The sequence below is a fragment of the Streptomyces sp. NPDC006235 genome (genome assembly GCF_040613735.1).
GTDB lineage: Bacteria > Actinomycetota > Actinomycetes > Streptomycetales > Streptomycetaceae > Streptomyces.
The window spans coordinates 48,208-68,144 of record NZ_JBEXSR010000035.1 but is presented as its reverse complement, the minus strand read 5'-3'; the positions used below and the strand labels follow the sequence as shown (position 1 = coordinate 68,144).

Below are 19,937 nucleotides of genomic sequence, written 5' to 3'. Positions count from 1 at the left end.
GGCGGTGCCCCTCACGCCCCGCCCCGCTTGTCGTGATACTTCCGGACTAAGCAGTGCATAAGACCAGCAGGCGACTCCGGCAGGGTGCCCGCCCGCTCCGGCTGTCGCAGACCGTTGACGTCCTACTCGGTCTTGACCTTGATGGAACCGTCGATGATGCCTTCCTTGGCCTTGTCCACGGCCGCCTTGAGACCCGGGATCTTGGCGTACTCGGGGTTCGCCTCGGACAGGCCCACACCGTTGACCTTCAGGTCGAAGGTCTGAGTGCCGGCCAGGGGCTTGCCGTCCTTGACGGACTTGGCCAGTGCGTAGACCGCTCCGCCGACGTCCTTGAGGGCGGAGGTGAGGATGTAGTTCTTGTACGGGGCGAGGGCGGCCTGCTTGTACTGGTCGGAGTCGACGCCGATCGCCCAGACCTTCGCCTTGGCGGCGGCCTCGATCACGCCCTGGCCGGACAGGCCGGCGGCCGCGTAGAGCACGTCGGCCTTCTTCTCGATCTGGCCCTCGGCGGCGGCCTTGCCCTTGTCGGGGCTGGAGAAGCCGCCCTCCTCGGCCGTCTGGGTGAGGTACTGCGACAGGACCTTCACCCCGGGCTTGGTGTCCTCGACACCCTGCTTGTAGCCGGCCTCGAACTTGTGGATCAGCGGGATGTCCACACCGCCCACAAAACCGACCGTGTTCGACTTGGTCGCCTTGGCGGCGGCGACACCGGCGAGGTACGAGGCCTGCTCCTCGGCGAAGACGAGTGAGGCGACGTTCTTGCCCTCGACCACGGCGTCCACGATGCCGAAGGTGGTGTCCGGGTACTTGGCGGCCGCGGCCTTCATCGCCGGGCCGTAGACGAACCCGACGCCGATGACCGGGTTGTAGCCCTGCCTGGCCAGCGAGACCAGACGCTGCTCCTTGTCGGCGCTCGTCTCGCCCTCGGTGGGCTCGATGTCGGCCGTCTGGTAGCCGAACTCGTCCTTGGCCTTCGTCAGGCCCGCGTAGGCGGCGTCGTTGAAGGACTGGTCACCCTTGCCGCCGATGTCGTAGGCGATGGCGATGCCACGGTCCTTGCTGTCACTGTCACCACTGTCACCACTGGTGCCGCCACACGCCGTGGCGACGAGCCCGAGCGACGCGACCCCCACCGCGACGCGGGTCAGTTTGGAAATCCGACGCATCTTGAAGTTCCCCATTCTCCAAAGCCCCGCAGCGGGTGCTCGGTTCGGCGCACATTAACGCGCGTAGACACTCCTGGGAACGGTTCGCCGCGGGGCCGTTATCCATTCGTGCCGATGGCCGGTTACGCCCTTGTGAACCACGGGATCGAACGGGGTCGAAAGGTGTACTCGGGCACACGGCGCATGCCTGCTGGTCACGCGCACCACGCTGCCGTGGGGCTGCGCCGCTCGCAACCGGAGACGCGGCCCGGGCGGGACGGGCCCGGGCGGGACGGGCCCGGGGTGGACGGGGCCGGGGTGGACGGGGCCCGGGGGTGGTCGTCACCGGGGCCCGCGTCCGAGTGCGGCGCCGTCGTGGTTGGTCGCGCAGTTCCCCGCGCCCCCAACCCCGCTTCCGCGTGCGGCGCCGTTGTGGCTCGTCGCGCCGTTCGCCGTGTCCCCAACCCCGCTTCCGCGTGCGGCGCCGTTGTGGCTCGTCGCGCCGTTCGCCGTGTCCCCGAGAAGGGGGGGTTCTAGCGGAGGCCGTTGACGAGGGCCGCTGCTGTGAAGAGTTCTACGCCTACCGTGATCGCGGACTCGTCCACGTCGAAGTCGCCCTGGTGGAGGTCGCGCACCTGGCGTTCGCCGGGGGTGCGTACGCCCAGGCGGGCCATGGCGCCGGGGACGTGTTCCAGGTACCAGGAGAAGTCCTCGCCGCCGAGGCTCTGCTCCGTGCCGACGACCGAGTCGACGCCGCGTCGGGCGATCATGGCGTCGCGCAGCAGTTCCGTCACGCCGGGCTCGTTGACGACGGGCGGGACGCCGCGGACGTAGTTGATCTCCGACTTGGCGCGGTACAGGTTGGCGATCTCGTCGATCGCGGCGACCACGACGTCGGGGGCCTGCCGCCAGGCCTCGATGTCGAGGCACCGCACGGTGCCGGAGAGCTCGGCGTGCTGCGGGATGACGTTGGGCGCGTGCCCGGACTCGACGCGGCCCCAGGTGATGGCGAGCCCGCTCCGGCTGTCGAAGCGCCGGCCGACCAGGGCGGGTACGTCGGTGACGACGCGGGCGGCGGCGGTGACCAGGTCGGTCGTGAGGTGGGGGCGTGCGGTGTGCCCGCCCGGGCCGTTCAGGGCGATCTCCAGCCGGTCGCAGGCCGAGGTGATGGGCCCCTCCCGGAGTCCGACCTGCCCCGCGTCCACCCGGGGGTCGCAGTGCACGGCGATGATCGCGCCGACCCCTTCCAGCGCCCCGCACTTGATGACGTCGGCGGCGCCGCCGGGCAGAACCTCCTCGGCGGGCTGGAAGATCAGCCGGACGGGACGGGGCAGCAGGCCCTGCTTGTGCAGCTCCGCGAGGACGAGGCCCGCGCCGAGGACGACCGTGGTGTGCACGTCGTGGCCGCAGGCGTGCGCGCGGTCGGGCACCGTCGAGCGGTACGGGCAGTCGCTCTTCATGTCGGGGATGGGCAGACCGTCGATGTCGGCCCGCATGGCGAGCATGCTGGGGCCCCCGTCCCACTGCTCGCCCTCCACGCCGATGTCGCAGACGAGTCCGGTCCCGACGGCGAGGACGCGCGGCTTGAGGCCGGCCCTCTCCAGCCGCTCCTTGATCGCGGCTGTCGTGCGGAACTCCTGGTTGCCCAGCTCCGGGTGCATGTGCAGGTCGCGTCGGAACGCGATGAGCTCGGCGCGCAGAGCGTCGGGCAGCGCACCGGGATGTACGGCTCCCCCGGGAAGATCGACCTCGGACTCCAGTGACATCAATTGCTTCACCCTCTGAAGGGTAGGGCGCCAGGGCGGTCGGCTGACCCTCGATCAACAAAACTTCAACCCGTTAGGGGCAGAAAATATGACCGCCGAACGTATAGCTATCAAGCGAGATGGGTAAACTCGCCCGTCTTCAGGGCCGAGCCGGCCACCACGACCCACAGGTGTGACTTCAGCCACACTTGCGCCGTGGCGCCGTTATCCATCCATCCTCCTCCACGGATACCACGCCCTGCGCGGGGAACACGGCCTTGTTCGTCTGGCGGACGCCCGGCCCCGATAGTGTGCGCCCCGTGCGCGCCGACAGCCCCGAGTTCGTCCAGTCCACCCAGGCCTCCTACGACGCCATCGCCGAGGACTACGCCGCCGGGTTCCCGGACAGTCTCGCCGGGAGGCCGCTGGAGCGGGCCCTCCTCACGGCCTTCGTCGACCTGGTGCGTGCCCCCGGGGCGCCGGTGCGGCCGCCGGTCGCCGACATCGGCAGCGGGCCCGGGTACGTGGCGGCCCGGCTGCACGGCATGGGCCTGCCGGTGTTCGGGGTGGACGTCTCACCGCGCATGGTGGCCCTGGCCCGCCGGGCGCACCCTGGGCTGCGGTTCCACGTCGGTTCCATGACGGCCCTCGACCTGCCGGACGAGACACTCGGCGGCATCGTCGCGCTGTACTCGATCATCCATGTGCCGGACGAGCATCTGCCCTCGGTCTTCGCCGGGTTCCACCGCGTCCTGGTGCCGGGCGCGCCCGTGCTGCTCGGCTTCCAGTCCGGTGCCGAGGACGGCCGCGCGCACCTCACCGAGCGCTTCGGGCAGGAGATCTCGCTCGACTACTTCTGGCGCACGCCGGAGACCGTCGCGGCGCGGCTCGCGGAGTCGGGCCTGGAGATCTACGCCCGTGTGCTGCGGGAGGCCGAGGGCGAGGAACAGCGTCCCCGGGCGTTCCTGCTGGCCCGCAAGCCGGCCCCTGCCGGAGCGTGAGTCCTGGCCGGGGCCTCCGGGTCCGCCGGGGCTGCCGGGGCCGCCGGGGCGCCGGGGCCGCCGGGGCGCCGGGGCCGCCGGGGCGCCGGGGCCGCCGGGCCTCCGGGCCAAGAGGTGGCGGGGCTTCAGGCCGTCAGGGCAGTCCGGGCCCGGCGGCCCCGGCGCCCGGGGCTCTGGCGACCCCGCCGCCCTGATGCCCCGGCAGCCCCGGAGGCTCCGGACGCTCTGGGTGCTCCGGCCGCCCCGGAAGCTCCGGACGCCCCAGAGACCCGGAGGCCCGGCGGCCCGGTGGCCCGGTGGCCCCGCAAGCCCCGGAAGCCCGGCCGCCCCGGAAGCTCCGGACACCCCGGAGGCCAGGAGACCCGGGCCCCGGAAGCCCCGGCGGACCCGGAGGCCCCGGCTGCCCGGACGCCCTGGGTGCTCCGGCTGCCCCGGCTGCCCCGGCTGCCCTGGGTGCTCCGGCTGCGACGGCCGCGTATGGCCGCCACGTCCGCGTCGTCGCCCTGAACCGTCGAGCCCGCCGAGCTGCCGAGCACCAAGCCGTCTGACAGCCCGCTGAACGGCCGAAACGGCCAGCTCCCTCAACGCCGCGAACTGTCGAGGCCGCCGAGGCCGCCGAACCGTCCTACAGTCCGCTGACCCGCTCGAACCCGCCGGCCCCCGGGCACCTCCGGCACGTCAGCCGGCAGTCACCGCGCCCGCCGCCCCGGCCGGGCCGGGGATACCTCCCGAGCCCATCGCCCGGGCCGAGCCGATCATGCCCGCCGAGCCCACCGTCCCGGCCGAGCCCGCCGAGCCCGTGACACTCCCCTGGCTTGCCGTACCCGCCGTACCCGCTGGACCGGCGGGACTCCCGGCTGCCGAGCCCCTCGGTCCCCCCGGACCGGCCGTACTCTCCGGACCCTCCTGGCCCTTCTGGCCCTCCACCCCCGGCCCCTCCCCCGGTGCGGACACGCGATGCACGTCCCGGGCCGCCCCCGTCACCCCCGACAGGAAGCCCTGGGCGCGCGGGGAGGCATGGTCGGTCAGCCAGGAGGGGTCGATGTCGCAGACCGCGACGCGGACCTCCGTGCCGGAGAGGGCGAGCGGGAGGGTGTGGACGACCGTGGAGGGGAAGCTGAGGATAGTGCGGCCGATGGGGCCGCGGCGGGCGATCAGTTCGAGGGGGAGTTCGGGGCGGACGATCTCCAGGCCCGTTTCGACCGCGAGGCGGTGGAGCTTGTCCGTGCTCTCGCGGCGGTGGGCGAAGTAGCGGGTGGCGCCGTGGGCTTCGGCCAGGGCGCGGACGGCCTCCAGGTAGCGGCCGTCGTCCACGACACCGGTCTCCACCAGGGACGTGCCCACCATGTCGGCGCCCTTGGTGATGCGGGGCGGGCCGAAGCGGGCGCGGGTCCAGGCGAAGTCGTTCGCGCTGACGGTGACGCCCGCCGGGGTCTGCTCCATCGGCATGGAGGAGAAGATCTCGACCCGGCGCCCGTCCCCCGGGGTCAGGCGGCGGCGGGCCGAGGAGGACACCGGCGCGAAGATCAGGTCGCGTGGGCCGGGGCGGCCGCCCTTGCGGTGCCAGCGCACCAGCCGTTCGCCCCGGGCCAGCTGGCCGACGAACTCCATGGTCGCCGTGCCGTCGTCGACGACGACCAGGTCACGGGCCCGGGTGATCGTCAGCAGCAGCTGGACGTAGCGGGAGAAGGGGTCCCCCAGCACGATCCGGCGCGCCCTGCGGAGCAGGCCGGCCAGGCCGCCGATGGTCTGGAAGGGCGCCAGGGGCCCGCCGCGCGCTTCCTCCCAGCGGACCTCGTGCCCCTCGACGCGGGCCAGGTCGGACATCCGCCGCAGCTGGCCGCGCGTCATCGGGTCGACGGGTGACAGCACCACGAGGGTGAGCCCCACGCCGGGCGCATGCGCGTGCGCCCACTCCAGCACGTTCAGCAGCTGTACCGGACTCTCGACGAACGCGAGAGTGTGGGGGCCGGCGTTCCCGGCGCGGGGGCTCATCGACGTACGACCGTCCCGTCGTAAGGGGGGTTGTGGGGGGTGGTGCGCTCAGACGCCGACCGGCTCGCCCGCCGCGTCGGCGATCTCCGCCTCGGCGACCACACCGGCGACGCGGCGCAGCTTCTTCATCGGGGCCAGCTCGGACTCGTAGACCTTCTTCACGCCGTCGCCCAGGGAGGCCTCGATCGTGCGGATGTCGCGGACGAGGCGGGTCAGGCCCTGCGGCTCGACGGAGGCGGCCTGGTCCGAGCCCCACATCGCGCGGTCGAGGGTGATGTGACGCTCGACGAAGGTGGCGCCCAGGGCGACCGCGGCCAGCGTGGTCTGCAGGCCGGTCTCGTGGCCGGAGTAGCCGATCGGGACGTTCGGGAACTCCTTCTCCAGCGTGTTGATCACACGGAGGTTGAGCTCCTCGGCCTTCGCCGGGTAGGTCGACGTGGCGTGGCACATCAGGATGTTGTCGGAGCCGAGGACCTCCACCGCGTGGCGGATCTGCTTCGGGGTCGACATGCCGGTGGAGAGGATCACCGCGCGGCCCGTGGCGCGCAGGGCGCGCAGCAGCTCGTCGTCGGTGAGGGAGGCGGAGGCCACCTTGTGGGCGGGGACGTCGAACTTCTCCAGGAAGGCGACGGCCTCGGTGTCCCACGGGGAGGCGAACCAGTCGATGTTCTTCGACTTGCAGTACTCGTCGATCGCGCGGTACTCGTCCTCGCCGAACTCCACGCGGTGGCGGTAGTCGATGTAGGTCATCCGGCCCCAGGGCGTGTCGCGCTCGATGTCCCACTGGTCGCGCGGCGTGCAGATCTCGGGGGTGCGCTTCTGGAACTTGACGGCGTCGCAGCCGGCCTCGGCGGCGGCGTCGATCAGCTTGAAGGCGTTCTCGAGCTCGCCGTTGTGGTTGATGCCGATCTCACCGCAGACGTAGACCGGACGGCCCGGGCCGACCTCGCGCGTGCCGAACCGGCGGATACGGGAGTTGGTGCTCATGGCAGAGATGTCCTTACTTGGTGAGGGAATCGAGAGAGGGGCCGAGGATCCAGCTGGCGATCTCTCGGATCGCGCCGTCGCCACCGGGGACGGTGGTGACCGCGCGTGCGGCGCCGCGCACGACGTCGTGGGCGCTCGCGACCGCCACGGGCCAGCCCACGAGGGCGAAGCACGGGAGGTCATTGACGTCGTTGCCGACGTAGAGCACGCGCTCCGGCGCGATGCCCTGCTCCTCGCACCACTGCTTCAGCGCGAGGTCCTTGCGGTCGATGCCGTGCAGCACCGGGAGCTTGAGCTTCCGGGCCCGGGCGGCGACCACAGGGTTCTGTTCCGTGGACAGGATCAGCATCTTCAGGCCGCTCCTGCGCAGGGCGGCGATGCCGAGTCCGTCCCCGCGGTGCACGGAGACGAACTCCCGTCCGTCGGAGTCGACCAGCACCCGGTCGTCGGTCTGGGTGCCGTCGAAGTCGAGGACGACCGCGTCGATGTCGTCGGCGGTCGGGAGCGCGCCGGGGCGGTCCGCGTCGAAGAGCGGCGCGAGGGCCCGGGCGCGGGCGAGGTCGTGCGGGTCGTCGATCTCCAGCACGCGTGCGGCGTCGGTGCGGACCAGTTCGGTCCGGCCGAAGAAGCGGTGCTGGTGCTTGCGGAAGCCGGCCGCCTCCATGGCGTAGGCGGCGCCGGTCTCCAGCAGGTCCTGGGGGCGGTCCTGGCGGCGGGGGCGGAAGGACTTGTCGTGGTTGACGCCGTAGCCGCCGCCGGTGGCCGCGTCGGCCTCCGCGACGGTGCCGGCGGCGACCTCGTCCTCGGCGTCGCGCCAGACGAAGCCGTGGAACGGGGCCACGGTGAGGGCCGTGTCGGCGCCGTTCTCGACGATGGCGGCGGCGACTCCGTCCACGTCCTCGCGGGTGATGAACGGGCTGGTGCACTGCACCAGCAGCACGACGTCCACGACCGCGCCGTGCAGGGCCTCGTGCGCGTCCACGGCGTGCAGGACGGCGGCCTCGGAGGTGGCCGTGTCGCCGGCGATGGCGGCGGGCCGCAGCACGACCTCGGCGCCGGCCTGGCGGGCGGCGGCCGCGATGGCCTGGTCGTCGGTGGAGACCACGACGTCCGTGACGAGCCGGGCGGCGCGGCACTCGCGCACCGCCCGCGCCACCAGCGGGACACCGCCGACGGGGAGGAGGTTCTTCGCGGGGACGCCCTTGGAGCCGCCGCGCGCGGGGATCACCGCGAGCACGCGGCGCACCGAGGCGCCTCGGCCCGCTTCCGGGTGGGACATGGGGACTACTCCTTGAGCAGGGGTCTCGGCGCGGCTCACAGCTCCCCCATCCGCCGGATGACGGGCGCCACGCGCTGCACGCCGTGCCGGTAGGCGCCGCGCGCCGCCCGGCGCACGATCTGCCGGACCGGTCCGGGCTCCCGGTCGGCGGCCGGTGCGCCGGGCAGCGGGGTGCCGTCCGGGCCGAGGTGGTGGCGGGCGAGGATCCCGGGCAGATAGCCGGGCGCGGTGACGGGTGTGTAGTACGGGGTCAGCGGCGGCAGGCCGCCGGGCCGGTCGAGCAGCTTGGCGATGCGTTCGCGGGCCGCGTCGAAGGCGGATTCATAGGAGCCGTCGGCCACGACGCCCTGCCGGGCGACCCACTCCTCGTCGGGCGCCGGCCGGTGCCCGGCGTCGAGCTGGTCCCAGGAGGCGAGGCAGCCGGAGCCGACGAAGTGGTGGTTGCCGAGGGCCTCACGGACGCCCAGGTCGGTCAGCACGACGGTGGGGATGCGGCGGTGCAGCGACTCCAGGGCGGCCGTGGAGCTGACCGTCACGAGCAGGTCGGTGCGGTCGAGGACCTCGCCCATGTTGCCGTAGACCAGGCGGAAGTTGGCCGGCGGATCGAGGCGCTGCGCCAGCTTCTGGTACGGCAACTCCTCGATGTGGGTGGTGTGTTCGCCCGGCCTGGAGCGCAGCTTCAGCAGCACCTCGCGCTCAGGGTGCCTGCGGGCGTGCTGCACCAGCCGGTTCAGCAGGTACGTACGGTCCTTGCGGCTCTCGGGGACCGAGGGCTGGGCGGCGAAGACGACCGTGTAGGGCCTGCGCCCTTGCTTCGCAGAAGGGTCGCGCTCACCTTCGTACGGCGCGCCGCCGAGGAACGGCAGGGCCACCTCGGTCACCGACGAGGCGTCGGCGCCCACCCCTTCGTAGACGGCCCGGAAACGGTCCGCGTCCTGGCGGGAGTTGGCGAGGACCAGGTCGGCGCCGTGCCGCAGCAGCAGGCCGTCGGCGAGCTTCTCGTAGACGACACCGACGTAGCCGGTGACGACGACGGGCCGCGAGGTCCGGTTCTGCCAGACGCGCGCCAGGCCGTGCAGCATCGCCTGCACACCGCCGCCGACGAGGGCGAGGACGAGGACGTCGTAGGACTCCTCGGCCATGGTGCGCAGGAACTCGACGGCGGTGACCTCCCGCAGCGAGTCGGCGCGCACGCCCACTTCCTCCAGCTGGCGCGGTGTGGGCGTGGCCCGGCCGCGCAGCAGGAATCCGTCGAGGGCGGGGCCTACTTGCGCGGCCTCGCGCGGTGCGGTTTCCATGGACTGCCCCGGGGCGATGCGGTGCGCGGTGAGCGCACCCCATTTCCATCGGGTGTCGGAGTCCGCGAGGACGGCGATTCGCGGGCGGTTCGGTGTACTTGCTGGCACGTCGAAGACGCTAGGAAGCAATTCCTAGGTATGGCGGAACCACGACTCAACGAAAAGTTAACAACGCACCACCGGAAGCCGAACTGGCCCATGGCGAACGGGGAAGTACACGGGGTGCACCGTTCTGACACATTGAGTTCACCCAGTGTATGTGCACCGGAAAGTTGCGGAGCCGGACGGGCTCCTAACGTTTTGCGGGTGCCTAAGCTTTCCGTGATCGTGCCGTTCTACAACGTGCAGCAATACGCCCCGGACACCCTCAGAAGCCTTCGGTTGAACGCCGACCGCGATTTCGAGTTCATCCTGGTCGACGACCATTCGAAGGATGAAACGCCGGCCATTCTCGAACGGGCGGCCGAGGACCTTTCGGATGTCGCGCAAGTGCGTTACATCCGACACGAGGAGAACGGGGGGCTCGCCACCGCCCGCAACACCGGCCTGGACGCGGCTCAGGGCGAGTACCTGACGTTCCTGGACGGCGACGACTGGCTGGCCCCCGGCTATCTCGCCGAACTGGTGTCCGCCCTGGACGAGTTGGGCTGCGACTTCATCCGCACCGACCATGTGCAGGCCACCGCGCGCGCCCGTTCCGTCTCCCGGGTCCCGGTCGGCCGGCGCTGGGAGGCGTTCGACCCGCGGGAGGCGATCCTCCCCTCCCACCGCTCGACCTCGGTGGACTACGCCTACGCCTGGGCCGGCGCCTACCACCGCCGCCTCCTCGACAGGGGCGTGCTCCACTTCACCGACGGGCTGCGCACGGCCGAGGACCGGCCGTGGATCTGGAAGCTGCACCGCGAGGCGGAGTCGTTCGCCGTGGTGAGCCTGCTGGGCGTGTTCTACCGGCGCGGGGTGGCCTCCTCCCTGACCCAGATCGGCGATGTCCGCCAGCTCGACTTCATCCGCGCCTTCGACCAGGTGATCGAGGAGACGGCCGCCGACCGCGAGGCCGACCGGCTGCTGCCGAAGGCGGTACGGACGTACTGCGCGATCATCGCGCACCACCTTTCCAACGAAGACAGGTTCGAACCGGCCGTGGCGAGGCAGCTGCGGTCGATGAGCGCGGCGGCCATCAAGCGCATGCCGCAGGACGCGCTCGGTGACGCACTGGAGGCCATGGACATGGACCGCTCGTCCAAGCTGCGGCGGCTGCGGCGCAGGGTCACGCCGGCGGGAGCGGCCGCCTGATGCCCGGGACCACACAGATCTTCTGCGCCTCGACGCTGTACGGCGTCGCCACCCTGGCCGCCGCGATCGACGCCGACCTCTTCGAGGAGCCGGACCGCCGGGTGCTGCTGGTGTTCAACAACTCCGCGACCCCGGAGACGACGCCGGCCCTCGACGAGATGCCGGGCTTCGCGCCGCTGCGCGAGCACTTCGACGACGTGCTGTCCTGGAACGACGCCATCCGCCCGTTCCACCCCGGGGCGTGGACGCCGCGCTCCGACGACATCCCGCTGTTCGAGCGCTATCTGCGGATGCTGTGGGGCCTCGGCGACGACCGGGTGAGCCTGGTGCTGGAGTCCATCCAGGTCGCGCCCGCGCTCACGGTGGCGCAGCTGTTCACCGACGCCCCCGTCGACGTCTACGCCGACGGGCTGATGAGCTACGGCCCCACGCGCAACAAGCTCGACCCGTTGGTCGGCACGCGCGTGCGGCGGCTGCTGCACCTGGACCTGGTGCCGGGGCTCACGCCGATGCTGCTGACCGAGTTCGAGGTGCCGGCGCGGCTGGTGCCGACGCCCGCGTTCCTGAAGGTGCTGGGCGAGGTCACCGAGACCGTGCCCGAGCTGCCCGACCTGCCGGGCGACGCGGCGCTGCTCCTCGGCCAGTACCTGTCGGCGCTGAACATCCTCTCCCCGGAGGAGGAAGAGGGCCTGCACGTGCGGATGATGCGGGGTGCGGTCGCCCGCGGCCACCGCACGGTGGTCTTCAAGCCGCACCCGACCGCACCGGCCCGCTACAGCCGTGCCCTGGAGACCGAGGCCGAGAAGCTCGGCGTGGACCTCACCGTGCTGGACACGCCCGTGCTCGCCGAGGTGCTGTTCGAGCGGGCCCGGCCCGCGCTCGTCATCGGCTGCTTCTCCACGGCGCTGTTCACGGCCTCGGTGCTCTACGAGCTGCCGGTCGCGCGCATCGGCACCGAGCTGCTGCTGGAGCGGCTGACGCCGTACCAGAACAGCAACCGGATCCCCACCACCCTGGCGGACGCTCTGCTGCCCGACCTGGACGGCGGCGAGGACGGCGACCTGCTGCGGGCCGAGCTGCTGTCGGACCTGGTGACCGCGGTCGGGTTCACCATGCAGCCGCAGATCTATCCGGACCTGCGCCCGCGGGCGGAGGCGTTCCTGTCCCGGCATCTCGGTCCGCGCACCCGGCGCTACTTCAAGAAGCGCCGTCTCACCTCGCTCGGGCTGCCCGGCGGTATTCCGCAGCGGCTGGCGTTCCTGCCCCGCAATTCCACGGCACGCCGGGTGGTCCGGCGGGCGCGGGCGCTGCGCAAGGCGGTGCGCCGCTGAGGCGGTCCCGTCCTGTGGCCGGGCTCGGCGACATCCAGATGAACCCATGGGGACCGGCGGACGAAGGCTGACTCCGTCGAACGTTTTAGCGTCAACCTCCGCCCTAGGGTGACATCGGCGCCCTGCCCGCCCCTGGCGGCTCAGGTGAAGGACATACGAGCTACTACAGAGGTTTTCAGCGTGACCGAGACGGTCGTCAGCACCCCCAAGCCCCGGCCCGAAGTCACCGTGCTGGTCGAACCACCGGGCGCCACGACCGTCCCACCGCGCCGGAAGGACTCCGGCGGCCGGCTGCGGGCCCTGGACGGGCTGCGGCTGGTGGCCGCGCTGATGGTGGCGGCGTACCACTACGGCGGACGCGACGGTGAGGTCTCCGAGGCCTGGGGCAGCTCGCCCAAGGAGCAGTTCCCCACGCTGCACGAGTACTTCGCCTACGGCTGCCTCGGCGTCCAGGTCTTCTTCGTGATCAGCGGGTTCGTGATCTGCATGAGCGGCTGGGGCAGGCCGCTGAAGTCGTTCTTCGCCTCCCGCGCCTCCCGGCTGCTGCCCGCCTACTGGGTGGCGGTCGTGCTCGTGACGGCGGTGTTCGCGCTGCCCGTGGTGGCGTACAAGGCGGTCTCGCCGAGCGACGCGCTGGTGAACCTGACCATGCTGCAGATGCCGCTGGGCGTGGACCGGGTGCTCGGGGTGTGCTGGACGCTGTGGGCGGAGGTCCGCTTCTACGCGCTGTTCGCGCTGTGCGTCGTGCTCCCCGGGGCGAACCGCCGCCGGGTGATCATGTTCTGCGCCGGCTGGATGCTGGCGACGGTGATCGCGCAGAACGCGAACATGCCGCTGCTCGACATCGTCGTGATGCCGGAGTACGCCCCGTTCTTCATCGGCGGTGTCGGCCTCTACCTCGTCCACCTGGACCGGCGGGACGCCTACGGGTGGGGCATCGTCGCGGTGAGCTGGCTGATCGGTCAGCACTTCGCGGTGCAGAGCCTGTGGCACGCGCCCGACGCGGGCGGCTTCTCGTACCGCTCCTCCTTGGGCATCATGCTCGTCGTCACCTTCGGTTTCGTCGCGGTCGCGGCGATCGCGCTGGGCTGGCTGCGCTGGGCGAACTGGCGCTGGCTGACGGTGGCGGGGGCGCTGACGTACCCGTTCTATCTCGTCCACGAGCACCTCGGCTGGGTGGTGATCCACGCCCTGCACCGCGGCCTGGGTCTGCCGTCCGCGGCGACATTCGCTTCGACCATGGGCTCAATGCTGGGGCTGGCGTGGTTGCTGAACCACTATGTGGAGAAGCCGCTGACGCCACGGCTGCGGGCACTGCTGGCCAAGGCCCGCTGAGCTGTTCACGGGACGTTCAACCAGCCGTCGGTTTCAGCACCGCTCAGGGAGAAGGCTCGTCTCATGACCAACGCACAAGCGACCGACACGTACCCCGGCGAACTCGCCGACGTCCCGGGCTGGTTCCCTCCGCTGGACCAGATGCTGTTCACCTGGTTCCTAAAGCGGCAGCAGAAGCAGGGCATGAGCGGAGACCTGCTGGAGCTCGGCGTCTACATGGGCAAGAGCGCGATCCTCCTCGGCCACCACCTCCAGGACGGCGAGCAGTTCACCGTCTGCGACCTGTTCGAGGGCGACGCCCCGGACGAGGCCAACAAGGCGGAGTCCACGAAGTCGTACGCCTCGCTCACCCAGCAGGCCTTCGAGCGGAACTACCTGTCCTTCCACGACACGCTGCCGACGGTGATCGCGGCCCCCAGCTCGGTGGTGTCCGAGAAGGTGGCCCCGGACACCTGCCGCTTCGTCCACGTCGACGCCTCGCACCTGTACGAGCACGTGTACGGCGACATCGGCGCCGCCCACGACATCCTGAAGCCCGAGGGCATCGTCGTCCTCGACGACTTCCGTTCCGAGCACACGCCGGGTGTCTCGGTCGCCGCCTGGGAGGCCGTCCTCAACCGCGGCCTGCGCCCGGTCTGCCTCAGCACGCAGAAGCTGTACGGCACCTGGGGCGACCCGGAGCCGGTCCAGGAGGAGCTGCTCGACATGCTGCGGCAGCGCACGGACGTCGGGCTGAGCGTGCAGGAGGCGGCCGGGCACCGGCTGATCCGCGCCCGGTCCAGGGGCATGAAACCGCCGGCCTTCCCGCCCTCCCGGCACTACGTGGCACCGGTACCGGCGCCGGCCAGTGCCCCGGCCGCGCCCGTCGCCGAGTCCCGCGCGGCACGCCCGGCCCGGCCCGCCCCGTCCCGGGCCCGCCGGCTCGCCAAGGACCTGCTGCCTCCCGTGGTCACCCGGGCCGTACGGCGGGCACGCGCGCAGCGGTCCTGACGCGGGGTGTCATGAGACCCCGTATCGCGCCCCGATCCCGTCGATCACGAGGGCGAGTCCCTCCTCGAAGTGCCCGTCGAAGTCCTCGAAGATCTCCGCGCCCGCCTGGGCCGACAAGGGAAAGTCGGCCATCAGGCGGGCGCGTTCGTGCAGGTCGTAGCCCTCGCGCCGCTCGCCCGGCAGCGGCTGGACGCCCTGTTCCTCAGTGACGAAGCCGAGCGTGTACAGATAGGTCGTGGTGAGCGCGCGGACCGCCTGGGCGAGGGTGAAGCCGGCCGCCGTCAGCAGGCGCAGGTTGTCCTCCATCTGCCCGGCGTGCTCGATGCCGGTGAAGCGTGAACCGCTGAACACCTTGGCGCCGTCCCGGTAGTCCAGCAGGGCGGCACGCAGCCCCCGGTTGGCCTTCAGCAGCCGTTCCCGCCAGGTGTCGGCCGGGTCGAGCGAGGCCCCGGCGACCATCCGGCGGTACATCTCCGTCGCCATCTCGTCGAGCAGCGCCTGCTTGTCCTTGAAGTGCCAGTAGAGGGCGGGCGCCTTCACGTCCAGTTCCCGGGCGATGGCGCGCAGGGTCAGGCCGTCCAGGCCCACCTCGTTCAGCAGCCGCAGCGCGGTGTCCGCGACCCGTCGGCGGTCCAGGGGCGCGCGTCGTTCCGTACTCACGCTTGACAACTTAACACCGTTAAGGCCACGCTCGGAATCGACAGAACTTAACAGCGTTAAGGAGACGGTGGCTCATGGACACGGACGTACTGGTGGTGGGCGCGGGTCCGACCGGTCTGGCGCTCGGCGTCGACCTCGCCCGGCGGGGCGTCGCCGCGCTGGTGGCCGAGCGGGCGGAGGGGCTGTTCCCCGGTTCGCGCGGCAAGGGCATCCAGCCGCGCACGATGGAGGTCTTCGACGACCTGGGCGTGCTCGACGCGATCCGCTCGGCGGGCGGCCCCTACCCGGTGGGGATGATCTGGCAGAACGGCAGGCGGGCCGGCGAGCACCGGATGTTCGACCCGGCCGAGGAGACCGAGGACTCGCCGTACAACGGGCCGTGGATGGTGCCGCAGTGGCGCACGCAGGAGATCCTCGGGGCACGGCTGGCGGCGCTGGGCGGGACCGTGGCCTTCGGCCGGGAGCTCGTCGGCCTGACGCAGGACGCGGACGGGATCCGCGCGGAGTTCGCCTCCGGTGCGCCCGTCACCGCCCGGTACGCCGTCGCGGCGGACGGCGGCCGCTCGACGGTGCGCCGGCTGCTCGGCATCGGCATGACGGGCGAGACCGTCGACCCGCACCCGACGCTGGTGGCGGACGTCCGGATCAGCGGCCTGGACCGGGACAACTGGCACATCTTCCCGCCGCGCGGGGACGGCGACGGCTTCCTCGCGATCTGCCCGCTGCCGGGCACGGAGGACTTCCAGCTGATGGCACAGTTCCCGGACGGGACGGCCCCGGACGCCTCCCTGGAGGGCATACGGAAGGTCGTCGCCGCCCGCTCGCACCTCGCGCCCGAGGCCGTCACCGAGGTGCGCTGGGCCTCGGACTTCCGCCCCCGGGCGGCCCTGGCGGACCGCTTCCGCTCCGGGCGGGTCTTCCTCGCCGGCGACGCGGCCCACGTGCACTCGCCGGCCGGCGGCCAGGGCCTCAACACCAGCGTCCAGGACGCCTACAACCTGGGGTGGAAGCTGGGCGCGGTGCTGAGGGGCGGTGCGCCGGCGTCACTCCTCGACACCTACGAGGAGGAACGGCGCCCGATCGCCGCGGACATGCTCGGCCTGTCGACGCGCGTCCACCGCGGGGAGGTGCGGCGCGGCGAGGCGACCCGCCAACTCGGGCTGGGCTACCGGGAATCCTCCCTCACCCAGGAGACCCGCACGGCCCCGGGCGCCCTCCGGGCCGGCGACCGCGCACCCGACGGCACGCTGAACGGCGTACGGCTCTTCGACGCCTTCCGGGGACCGCACTGGACGCTGGTGGCGGTGGGGACGGCGGCACCGGCGCTACCGGAGCAGGTGCGCACGGTCAGCGGCGCACAGCAGACGACGTACGGAAAGGGCCTGTTCCTGGTACGCCCGGACGGCTATGTGGGCTGGGCGGGCGAAACGGGCGACGGACTGCGGCAGTACCTGGGGTGCGCCGGGTTCTGATCATGTACTCGCGAGGGACAGCTTCACCGCGAACCCGAGGAACAGCGCGCCCGCCGCCGAGGTCGCCCCCGCCGACAGACGCCTCCGGCGGCGGAAGGAGGCGGCCAGCCTGGTGCCGCCGAATATCAGCGCGCTGAGGTAGAGCACGCTGGCGAGCTGGGCGAAAGCGCCGAGGACGACGAAGGACAGGGCGGGATAGGCGTACCCGGGGTCGACGAACTGCACGAAGAAGGCGACGAAGAAGAGGATCGCCTTGGGGTTCAGCAGACTGACCACGAAGGCACGGCGGAAGGGCCGCTCCCCGGCGGGCACGGAGGACTCCGCCCCGGCGGACCGCTCCCCACGCGTCCGCCACATGCCCCACGCGGCCCGCAGCATGCCCACGGCCAGCCACGCCAGATAGCCGGCCCCCGCGTACTTCACGATCCCGAACAGCACGGCGTTGGCCTGCAGCAGGGACGCGACCCCGGCCGCCGACAGCGTCATCAGCACGGTGTCCCCGCACCACACCCCGGCCGCGGCGGTGTACCCGGCGCGCACACCGCGCCGGGCGGCGACGGACAGGACGTACAGGGAGTTGGGACCGGGCAGCAGAACGATCAGGACGAGGCCCGCCAGGTAGGTGGGCAGATCGATGACACCGAACATGGAAGGGAGTGTCGCACGGGCGCGGCAGGAGGATCAGAACGCGTCGCTCGGGACGTACGTCCCCCACACCTCTCGCAGGGCGTTGCACACCTCGCCCACCGTCGCCCGGGCCTTCAGGGCGTCCTTCATCGGGTACAGGACGTTGTCGTCTCCCTCGGCGGCCTTCTTCAGGGCGGCCAGGGCCGTGTCCACCGCCGGCTGGTCGCGCTCCGCGCGGAGCCTGGCCAGGCGCTCCGCCTGCTGGGCCTCGAGGGCGGGGTCGACGCGCAGGGGCTCGTACGGCTCCTCCTCGTCGAGCTGGAAGCGGTTGACGCCGACCACGACCCGCTCGCCCGAGTCGGTCTGCTGGGCGATGCGGTAGGCGCTGCGCTCGATCTCGTCCTTCTGGAAGCCGCGTTCGATCGCCTCGACCGCGCCGCCCAGCTCCTCCACCCGGGCCATCAGCTCGACGGCCGCGGCCTCGACGTCGTCCGTCATCCTCTCGACGACGTAGGAGCCCGCGAACGGGTCGACGGTCGCCGTCACGTCCGTCTCGTGGGCGAGGACCTGCTGGGTGCGCAGGGCGAGGCGCGCGGACTTGTCCGTGGGCAGCGCGAGCGCCTCGTCGAAGGAGTTGGTGTGCAGCGACTGGGTGCCGCCCAGCACCGCCGCCAGGGCCTGGACCGAGACGCGGACCAGGTTGACCTCCGGCTGCTGGGCCGTCAGCTGGACGCCCGCCGTCTGCGTGTGGAAGCGCAACATCAGCGACTTGGGGTTCTGCGCGCCGAACTCCTCCTTCATCACCCGCGCCCAGATCCGGCGCGCGGCACGGAACTTGGCGACCTCCTCCAGGAGCGTCGTACGGGCGACGAAGAAGAAGGACAGGCGGGGCGCGAAGTCGTCGACGTCCATGCCGGCCGCCACGGCCGTGCGGACGTACTCGACGCCGTCGGCGAGGGTGAAGGCGATCTCCTGCACGGGGCTCGCCCCCGCCTCGGCCATGTGGTAGCCGGAGATCGAGATCGTGTTCCACTTCGGGATCTCGGCCTGGCAGTACTTGAAGATGTCGGCGGTCAGGCGCAGCGAGGGCTTCGGCGGGAAGATGTACGTCCCGCGGGCGATGTACTCCTTCAGCACGTCGTTCTGGACCGTGCCGGTGAGCTTGTCGGCGCTGACGCCCTGCTCCTCGGCGACCAGCTGGTAGAGGAGCAGCAGCAGGGCCGCGGGGGCGTTGATCGTCATCGACGTCGAGACCTGGTCCAGCGGGATGCCGCCGAACAGCACCCGCATGTCGTCGATCGAGTCGACGGCGACGCCCACCCTGCCGACCTCACCGTGCGCGAGCGGGGCGTCGGAGTCGTGGCCCATCTGGGTGGGCAGGTCGAAGGCGACCGACAGGCCCGTCGTGCCGTGGGCGATCAGCTGCCGGTAGCGGACGTTGGACTCGGCGGCCGTGCCGAAGCCCGCGTACTGGCGCATCGTCCAGGGCCGGCCGGTGTACATGGTCGGGTACACGCCACGGGTGAAGGGGTACGCCCCCGGCTCCCCGAGCTTCCGCGCCGGGTCCCAGTCCCGCAGGTCGTCCGGCCCGTAGACCGGTTCGATGGGCAGCCCGGACTCCGACTCGCGCGCCATGGTCTGATGCCTCCCGCAGGACGGACGGTAGTGACCTCGCTCACCACCATGCCCCGTGGTTCGCGACCGGTCACCCCCGGGGAACATCTCAGGTGACATCCGGGCACACGGGTGAGACGACGGAGGGCCGCGTGCGTACCACGGGCATGGGGAGAGCAGCGATCGCAGTGGCAGTCGCCGGGGCGGCCGTACTGGCCGGCTGTACCGTGCAGGCCCCCGACGGCGGCGGGAAGAGCCGCTCACCGGTGCACATCGAGTTACCCGGCGACACCCCGTCCCCGGCCCGGACCCCCGACGACGGCGGCGGACCGGGCACCGCTCCCGACGACGGCGGACCGGGCACCGCTCCGGCCGCCCCGCCCGGCGACGACAAACCCAGCGCCGCCCCCGCCCCGGCCCGCGTGCTGTGGTCCCGCGGCGACACCGGCCGGGACGTCCGTGAGCTCCAGGCCCGGCTGCGGCAGGTCGCCTGGCTCTTCGACGGGCCGACCGGGACGTACGACGAGTCGACGGAGCGGGCGGTCAGCGGCTTCCAGGGCAAGCGCGGGCTGCCGCGCACCGGGAAGACCGACACGGTCACGTGGCAGCGGCTGCTGCGGATGACCCGCGAGCCGGGCACCTGGGACCTGTACCTGATGGGCGGCCAGCCGGCCGATCCACCGGATCCGCGCTGCAGGGCCGGACGGGTGATGTGCATCGACAAGACCAGCAGGACGCTGCGCTGGATGATCGACGGCCGGACCGTGTCGACGATGGCCGTCCGCTTCGGCTCACGCGGCACACCGACCCGGGAAGGTGTGTTCTCCGTCTACTGGAAGTCCCGCGACCACGTGTCGACGCTCTACGACTCGCCCATGCCCTACGCGATGTTCTTCAGCGGCGGCCAGGCCGTGCACTACTCCCCCGACTTCGCGGCCCGGGGCTACGCGGGCGCCTCGCACGGCTGCGTCAACGTACGGGACGAGGGGGCGATCGCGGAGCTCTACGCGCAGGTCCGCGACGGCGACAAGGTCGTCGTGTCCTGGTGAGGACGCGGAAGGGGGATTGGGGCGCGGGCGGGACCGGGGGAACGTGTCCCGCCCGCGCTCAGGTGCACGAGCCGTAGGTACGGGGGGAACCCCGGCTCCGTGCGACGGCCGATGAC

The 19,937-nt window shown here is 71.9% G+C and carries 15 protein-coding genes and 1 pseudogene; 7 read left to right on the top strand and 9 right to left on the bottom strand.

The genetic code is table 11. The annotated features are described in order from the left end of the window. Positions 1–122: 122 nt before the first annotated feature. Together ABZ192_RS31655 and ABZ192_RS31650 are read right to left on the bottom strand one after the other, a co-directional pair. Complete coding sequence (locus tag ABZ192_RS31655) at positions 123–1,166, bottom strand: BMP family ABC transporter substrate-binding protein (RefSeq protein WP_356927905.1); 1,044 nt, start codon at positions 1,164–1,166, stop codon at positions 123–125. A 512-nt stretch (positions 1,167–1,678) separates the two neighbouring features. After that, the gene (locus tag ABZ192_RS31650) at positions 1,679–2,911 is read right to left on the bottom strand and encodes a M20 family metallopeptidase (protein ID WP_356927943.1); all 1,233 of its coding nucleotides are present in this window, start codon (positions 2,909–2,911) and stop codon (positions 1,679–1,681) included. A gap of 299 nt (positions 2,912–3,210) precedes the next feature. On the opposite strand from ABZ192_RS31650, the gene ABZ192_RS31645 reads away from it, so the two are divergent. Then, positions 3,211–3,891: a class I SAM-dependent methyltransferase gene (locus ABZ192_RS31645; RefSeq protein ID WP_356927904.1), complete on the top strand. Its 681-nt coding sequence runs from the start codon at positions 3,211–3,213 to the stop codon at positions 3,889–3,891. A gap of 945 nt (positions 3,892–4,836) precedes the next feature. Here the strand turns inward: ABZ192_RS31645 and ABZ192_RS31640 are convergent. The 4 genes and pseudogenes from ABZ192_RS31640 to ABZ192_RS31625 all read right to left on the bottom strand — a co-directional run. Continuing rightward, positions 4,837–5,886 (bottom strand): annotated as a pseudogene (locus ABZ192_RS31640) (hypothetical protein); the annotation flags it as partial. A 48-nt stretch (positions 5,887–5,934) separates the two neighbouring features. After that, the gene (locus tag ABZ192_RS31635) at positions 5,935–6,873 is read right to left on the bottom strand and encodes an N-acetylneuraminate synthase family protein (RefSeq protein WP_356927903.1); all 939 of its coding nucleotides are present in this window, start codon (positions 6,871–6,873) and stop codon (positions 5,935–5,937) included. 13 nt (positions 6,874–6,886) lie between these two features. Beyond that, positions 6,887–8,152: an N-acylneuraminate cytidylyltransferase gene (locus ABZ192_RS31630; protein ID WP_356927902.1), complete on the bottom strand. Its 1,266-nt coding sequence runs from the start codon at positions 8,150–8,152 to the stop codon at positions 6,887–6,889. Between the two features lie 35 nt (positions 8,153–8,187). Beyond that, on the bottom strand, positions 8,188–9,558 hold the full coding sequence (locus ABZ192_RS31625) for a DUF6716 putative glycosyltransferase (RefSeq protein ID WP_356927901.1): 1,371 nt from the start codon (positions 9,556–9,558) through the stop codon (positions 8,188–8,190). A 198-nt stretch (positions 9,559–9,756) separates the two neighbouring features. Between ABZ192_RS31625 and ABZ192_RS31620 the strand changes: the two genes are divergently transcribed. The 4 genes from ABZ192_RS31620 to ABZ192_RS31605 all read left to right on the top strand — a co-directional run bounded on the left by ABZ192_RS31620 (position 9,757) and on the right by ABZ192_RS31605 (position 14,399). Continuing rightward, complete coding sequence (locus ABZ192_RS31620) at positions 9,757–10,743, top strand: glycosyltransferase family 2 protein (protein ID WP_356927900.1); 987 nt, start codon at positions 9,757–9,759, stop codon at positions 10,741–10,743. After that, on the top strand, positions 10,743–12,074 hold the full coding sequence (locus ABZ192_RS31615; RefSeq protein WP_356927899.1) for an alpha-2,8-polysialyltransferase family protein: 1,332 nt from the start codon (positions 10,743–10,745) through the stop codon (positions 12,072–12,074). Before ABZ192_RS31620 ends, ABZ192_RS31615 begins: the two co-directional genes overlap by 1 nt. A 228-nt stretch (positions 12,075–12,302) precedes the next feature. Continuing rightward, the gene (locus tag ABZ192_RS31610; protein WP_356927942.1) at positions 12,303–13,409 is read left to right on the top strand and encodes an acyltransferase; all 1,107 of its coding nucleotides are present in this window, start codon (positions 12,303–12,305) and stop codon (positions 13,407–13,409) included. A 63-nt stretch (positions 13,410–13,472) separates the two neighbouring features. Next, entirely contained in the window at positions 13,473–14,399 is a 927-nt protein-coding gene (locus ABZ192_RS31605; protein ID WP_356927898.1) for a class I SAM-dependent methyltransferase, read from the top strand. 9 nt (positions 14,400–14,408) lie between these two features. Here ABZ192_RS31605 and ABZ192_RS31600 read toward each other — a convergent pair whose 3' ends face one another. Further along, complete coding sequence (locus ABZ192_RS31600) at positions 14,409–15,059, bottom strand: TetR/AcrR family transcriptional regulator C-terminal domain-containing protein (protein WP_356927897.1); 651 nt, start codon at positions 15,057–15,059, stop codon at positions 14,409–14,411. 74 nt (positions 15,060–15,133) lie between these two features. On the opposite strand from ABZ192_RS31600, the gene ABZ192_RS31595 reads away from it, so the two are divergent. Then, positions 15,134–16,531, top strand: coding sequence for an FAD-dependent oxidoreductase (locus ABZ192_RS31595; RefSeq protein ID WP_356927896.1), 1,398 nt, complete (start codon positions 15,134–15,136; stop codon positions 16,529–16,531). Here the strand turns inward: ABZ192_RS31595 and leuE are convergent, their stop codons facing one another. Together leuE and ABZ192_RS31585 are read right to left on the bottom strand one after the other, a co-directional pair. Then, entirely contained in the window at positions 16,532–17,179 is a 648-nt protein-coding gene (gene leuE, locus ABZ192_RS31590) for a leucine efflux protein LeuE (RefSeq protein ID WP_356927895.1), read from the bottom strand. Positions 17,180–17,212: 33 nt separating this feature from the next. Continuing rightward, positions 17,213–18,793 (bottom strand): methylmalonyl-CoA mutase family protein, encoded by a 1,581-nt coding sequence (locus ABZ192_RS31585; protein WP_356927894.1) that lies wholly within the window; start codon positions 18,791–18,793, stop codon positions 17,213–17,215. 146 nt (positions 18,794–18,939) lie between these two features. Between ABZ192_RS31585 and ABZ192_RS31580 the strand changes: the two genes are divergently transcribed. Beyond that, complete coding sequence (locus ABZ192_RS31580) at positions 18,940–19,821, top strand: L,D-transpeptidase family protein (protein ID WP_356927941.1); 882 nt, start codon at positions 18,940–18,942, stop codon at positions 19,819–19,821. Positions 19,822–19,937 lie beyond the last annotated feature (116 nt).

Excerpts from the sequence above, each read along its gene's own strand:
- ABZ192_RS31655 (WP_356927905.1), bottom strand. The coding sequence starts at position 1,166 with ATGCGTCGGATTTCCAAACTGACCCGCGTCGCGGTGGGGGTCGCGTCG.
- ABZ192_RS31650 (WP_356927943.1), bottom strand. The coding sequence starts at position 2,911 with ATGTCACTGGAGTCCGAGGTCGATCTTCCCGGGGGAGCCGTACATCCC.
- ABZ192_RS31635 (WP_356927903.1), bottom strand. The coding sequence starts at position 6,873 with ATGAGCACCAACTCCCGTATCCGCCGGTTCGGCACGCGCGAGGTCGGC.
- ABZ192_RS31630 (WP_356927902.1), bottom strand. The coding sequence starts at position 8,152 with ATGTCCCACCCGGAAGCGGGCCGAGGCGCCTCGGTGCGCCGCGTGCTC.
- ABZ192_RS31615 (WP_356927899.1), top strand. The coding sequence starts at position 10,743 with ATGCCCGGGACCACACAGATCTTCTGCGCCTCGACGCTGTACGGCGTC.
- ABZ192_RS31605 (WP_356927898.1), top strand. The coding sequence starts at position 13,473 with ATGACCAACGCACAAGCGACCGACACGTACCCCGGCGAACTCGCCGAC.
- ABZ192_RS31595 (WP_356927896.1), top strand. The coding sequence starts at position 15,134 with ATGGACACGGACGTACTGGTGGTGGGCGCGGGTCCGACCGGTCTGGCG.
- leuE (WP_356927895.1), bottom strand. The coding sequence starts at position 17,179 with ATGTTCGGTGTCATCGATCTGCCCACCTACCTGGCGGGCCTCGTCCTG.
- ABZ192_RS31585 (WP_356927894.1), bottom strand. The coding sequence starts at position 18,793 with ATGGCGCGCGAGTCGGAGTCCGGGCTGCCCATCGAACCGGTCTACGGG.
- ABZ192_RS31580 (WP_356927941.1), top strand. The coding sequence starts at position 18,940 with ATGGGGAGAGCAGCGATCGCAGTGGCAGTCGCCGGGGCGGCCGTACTG.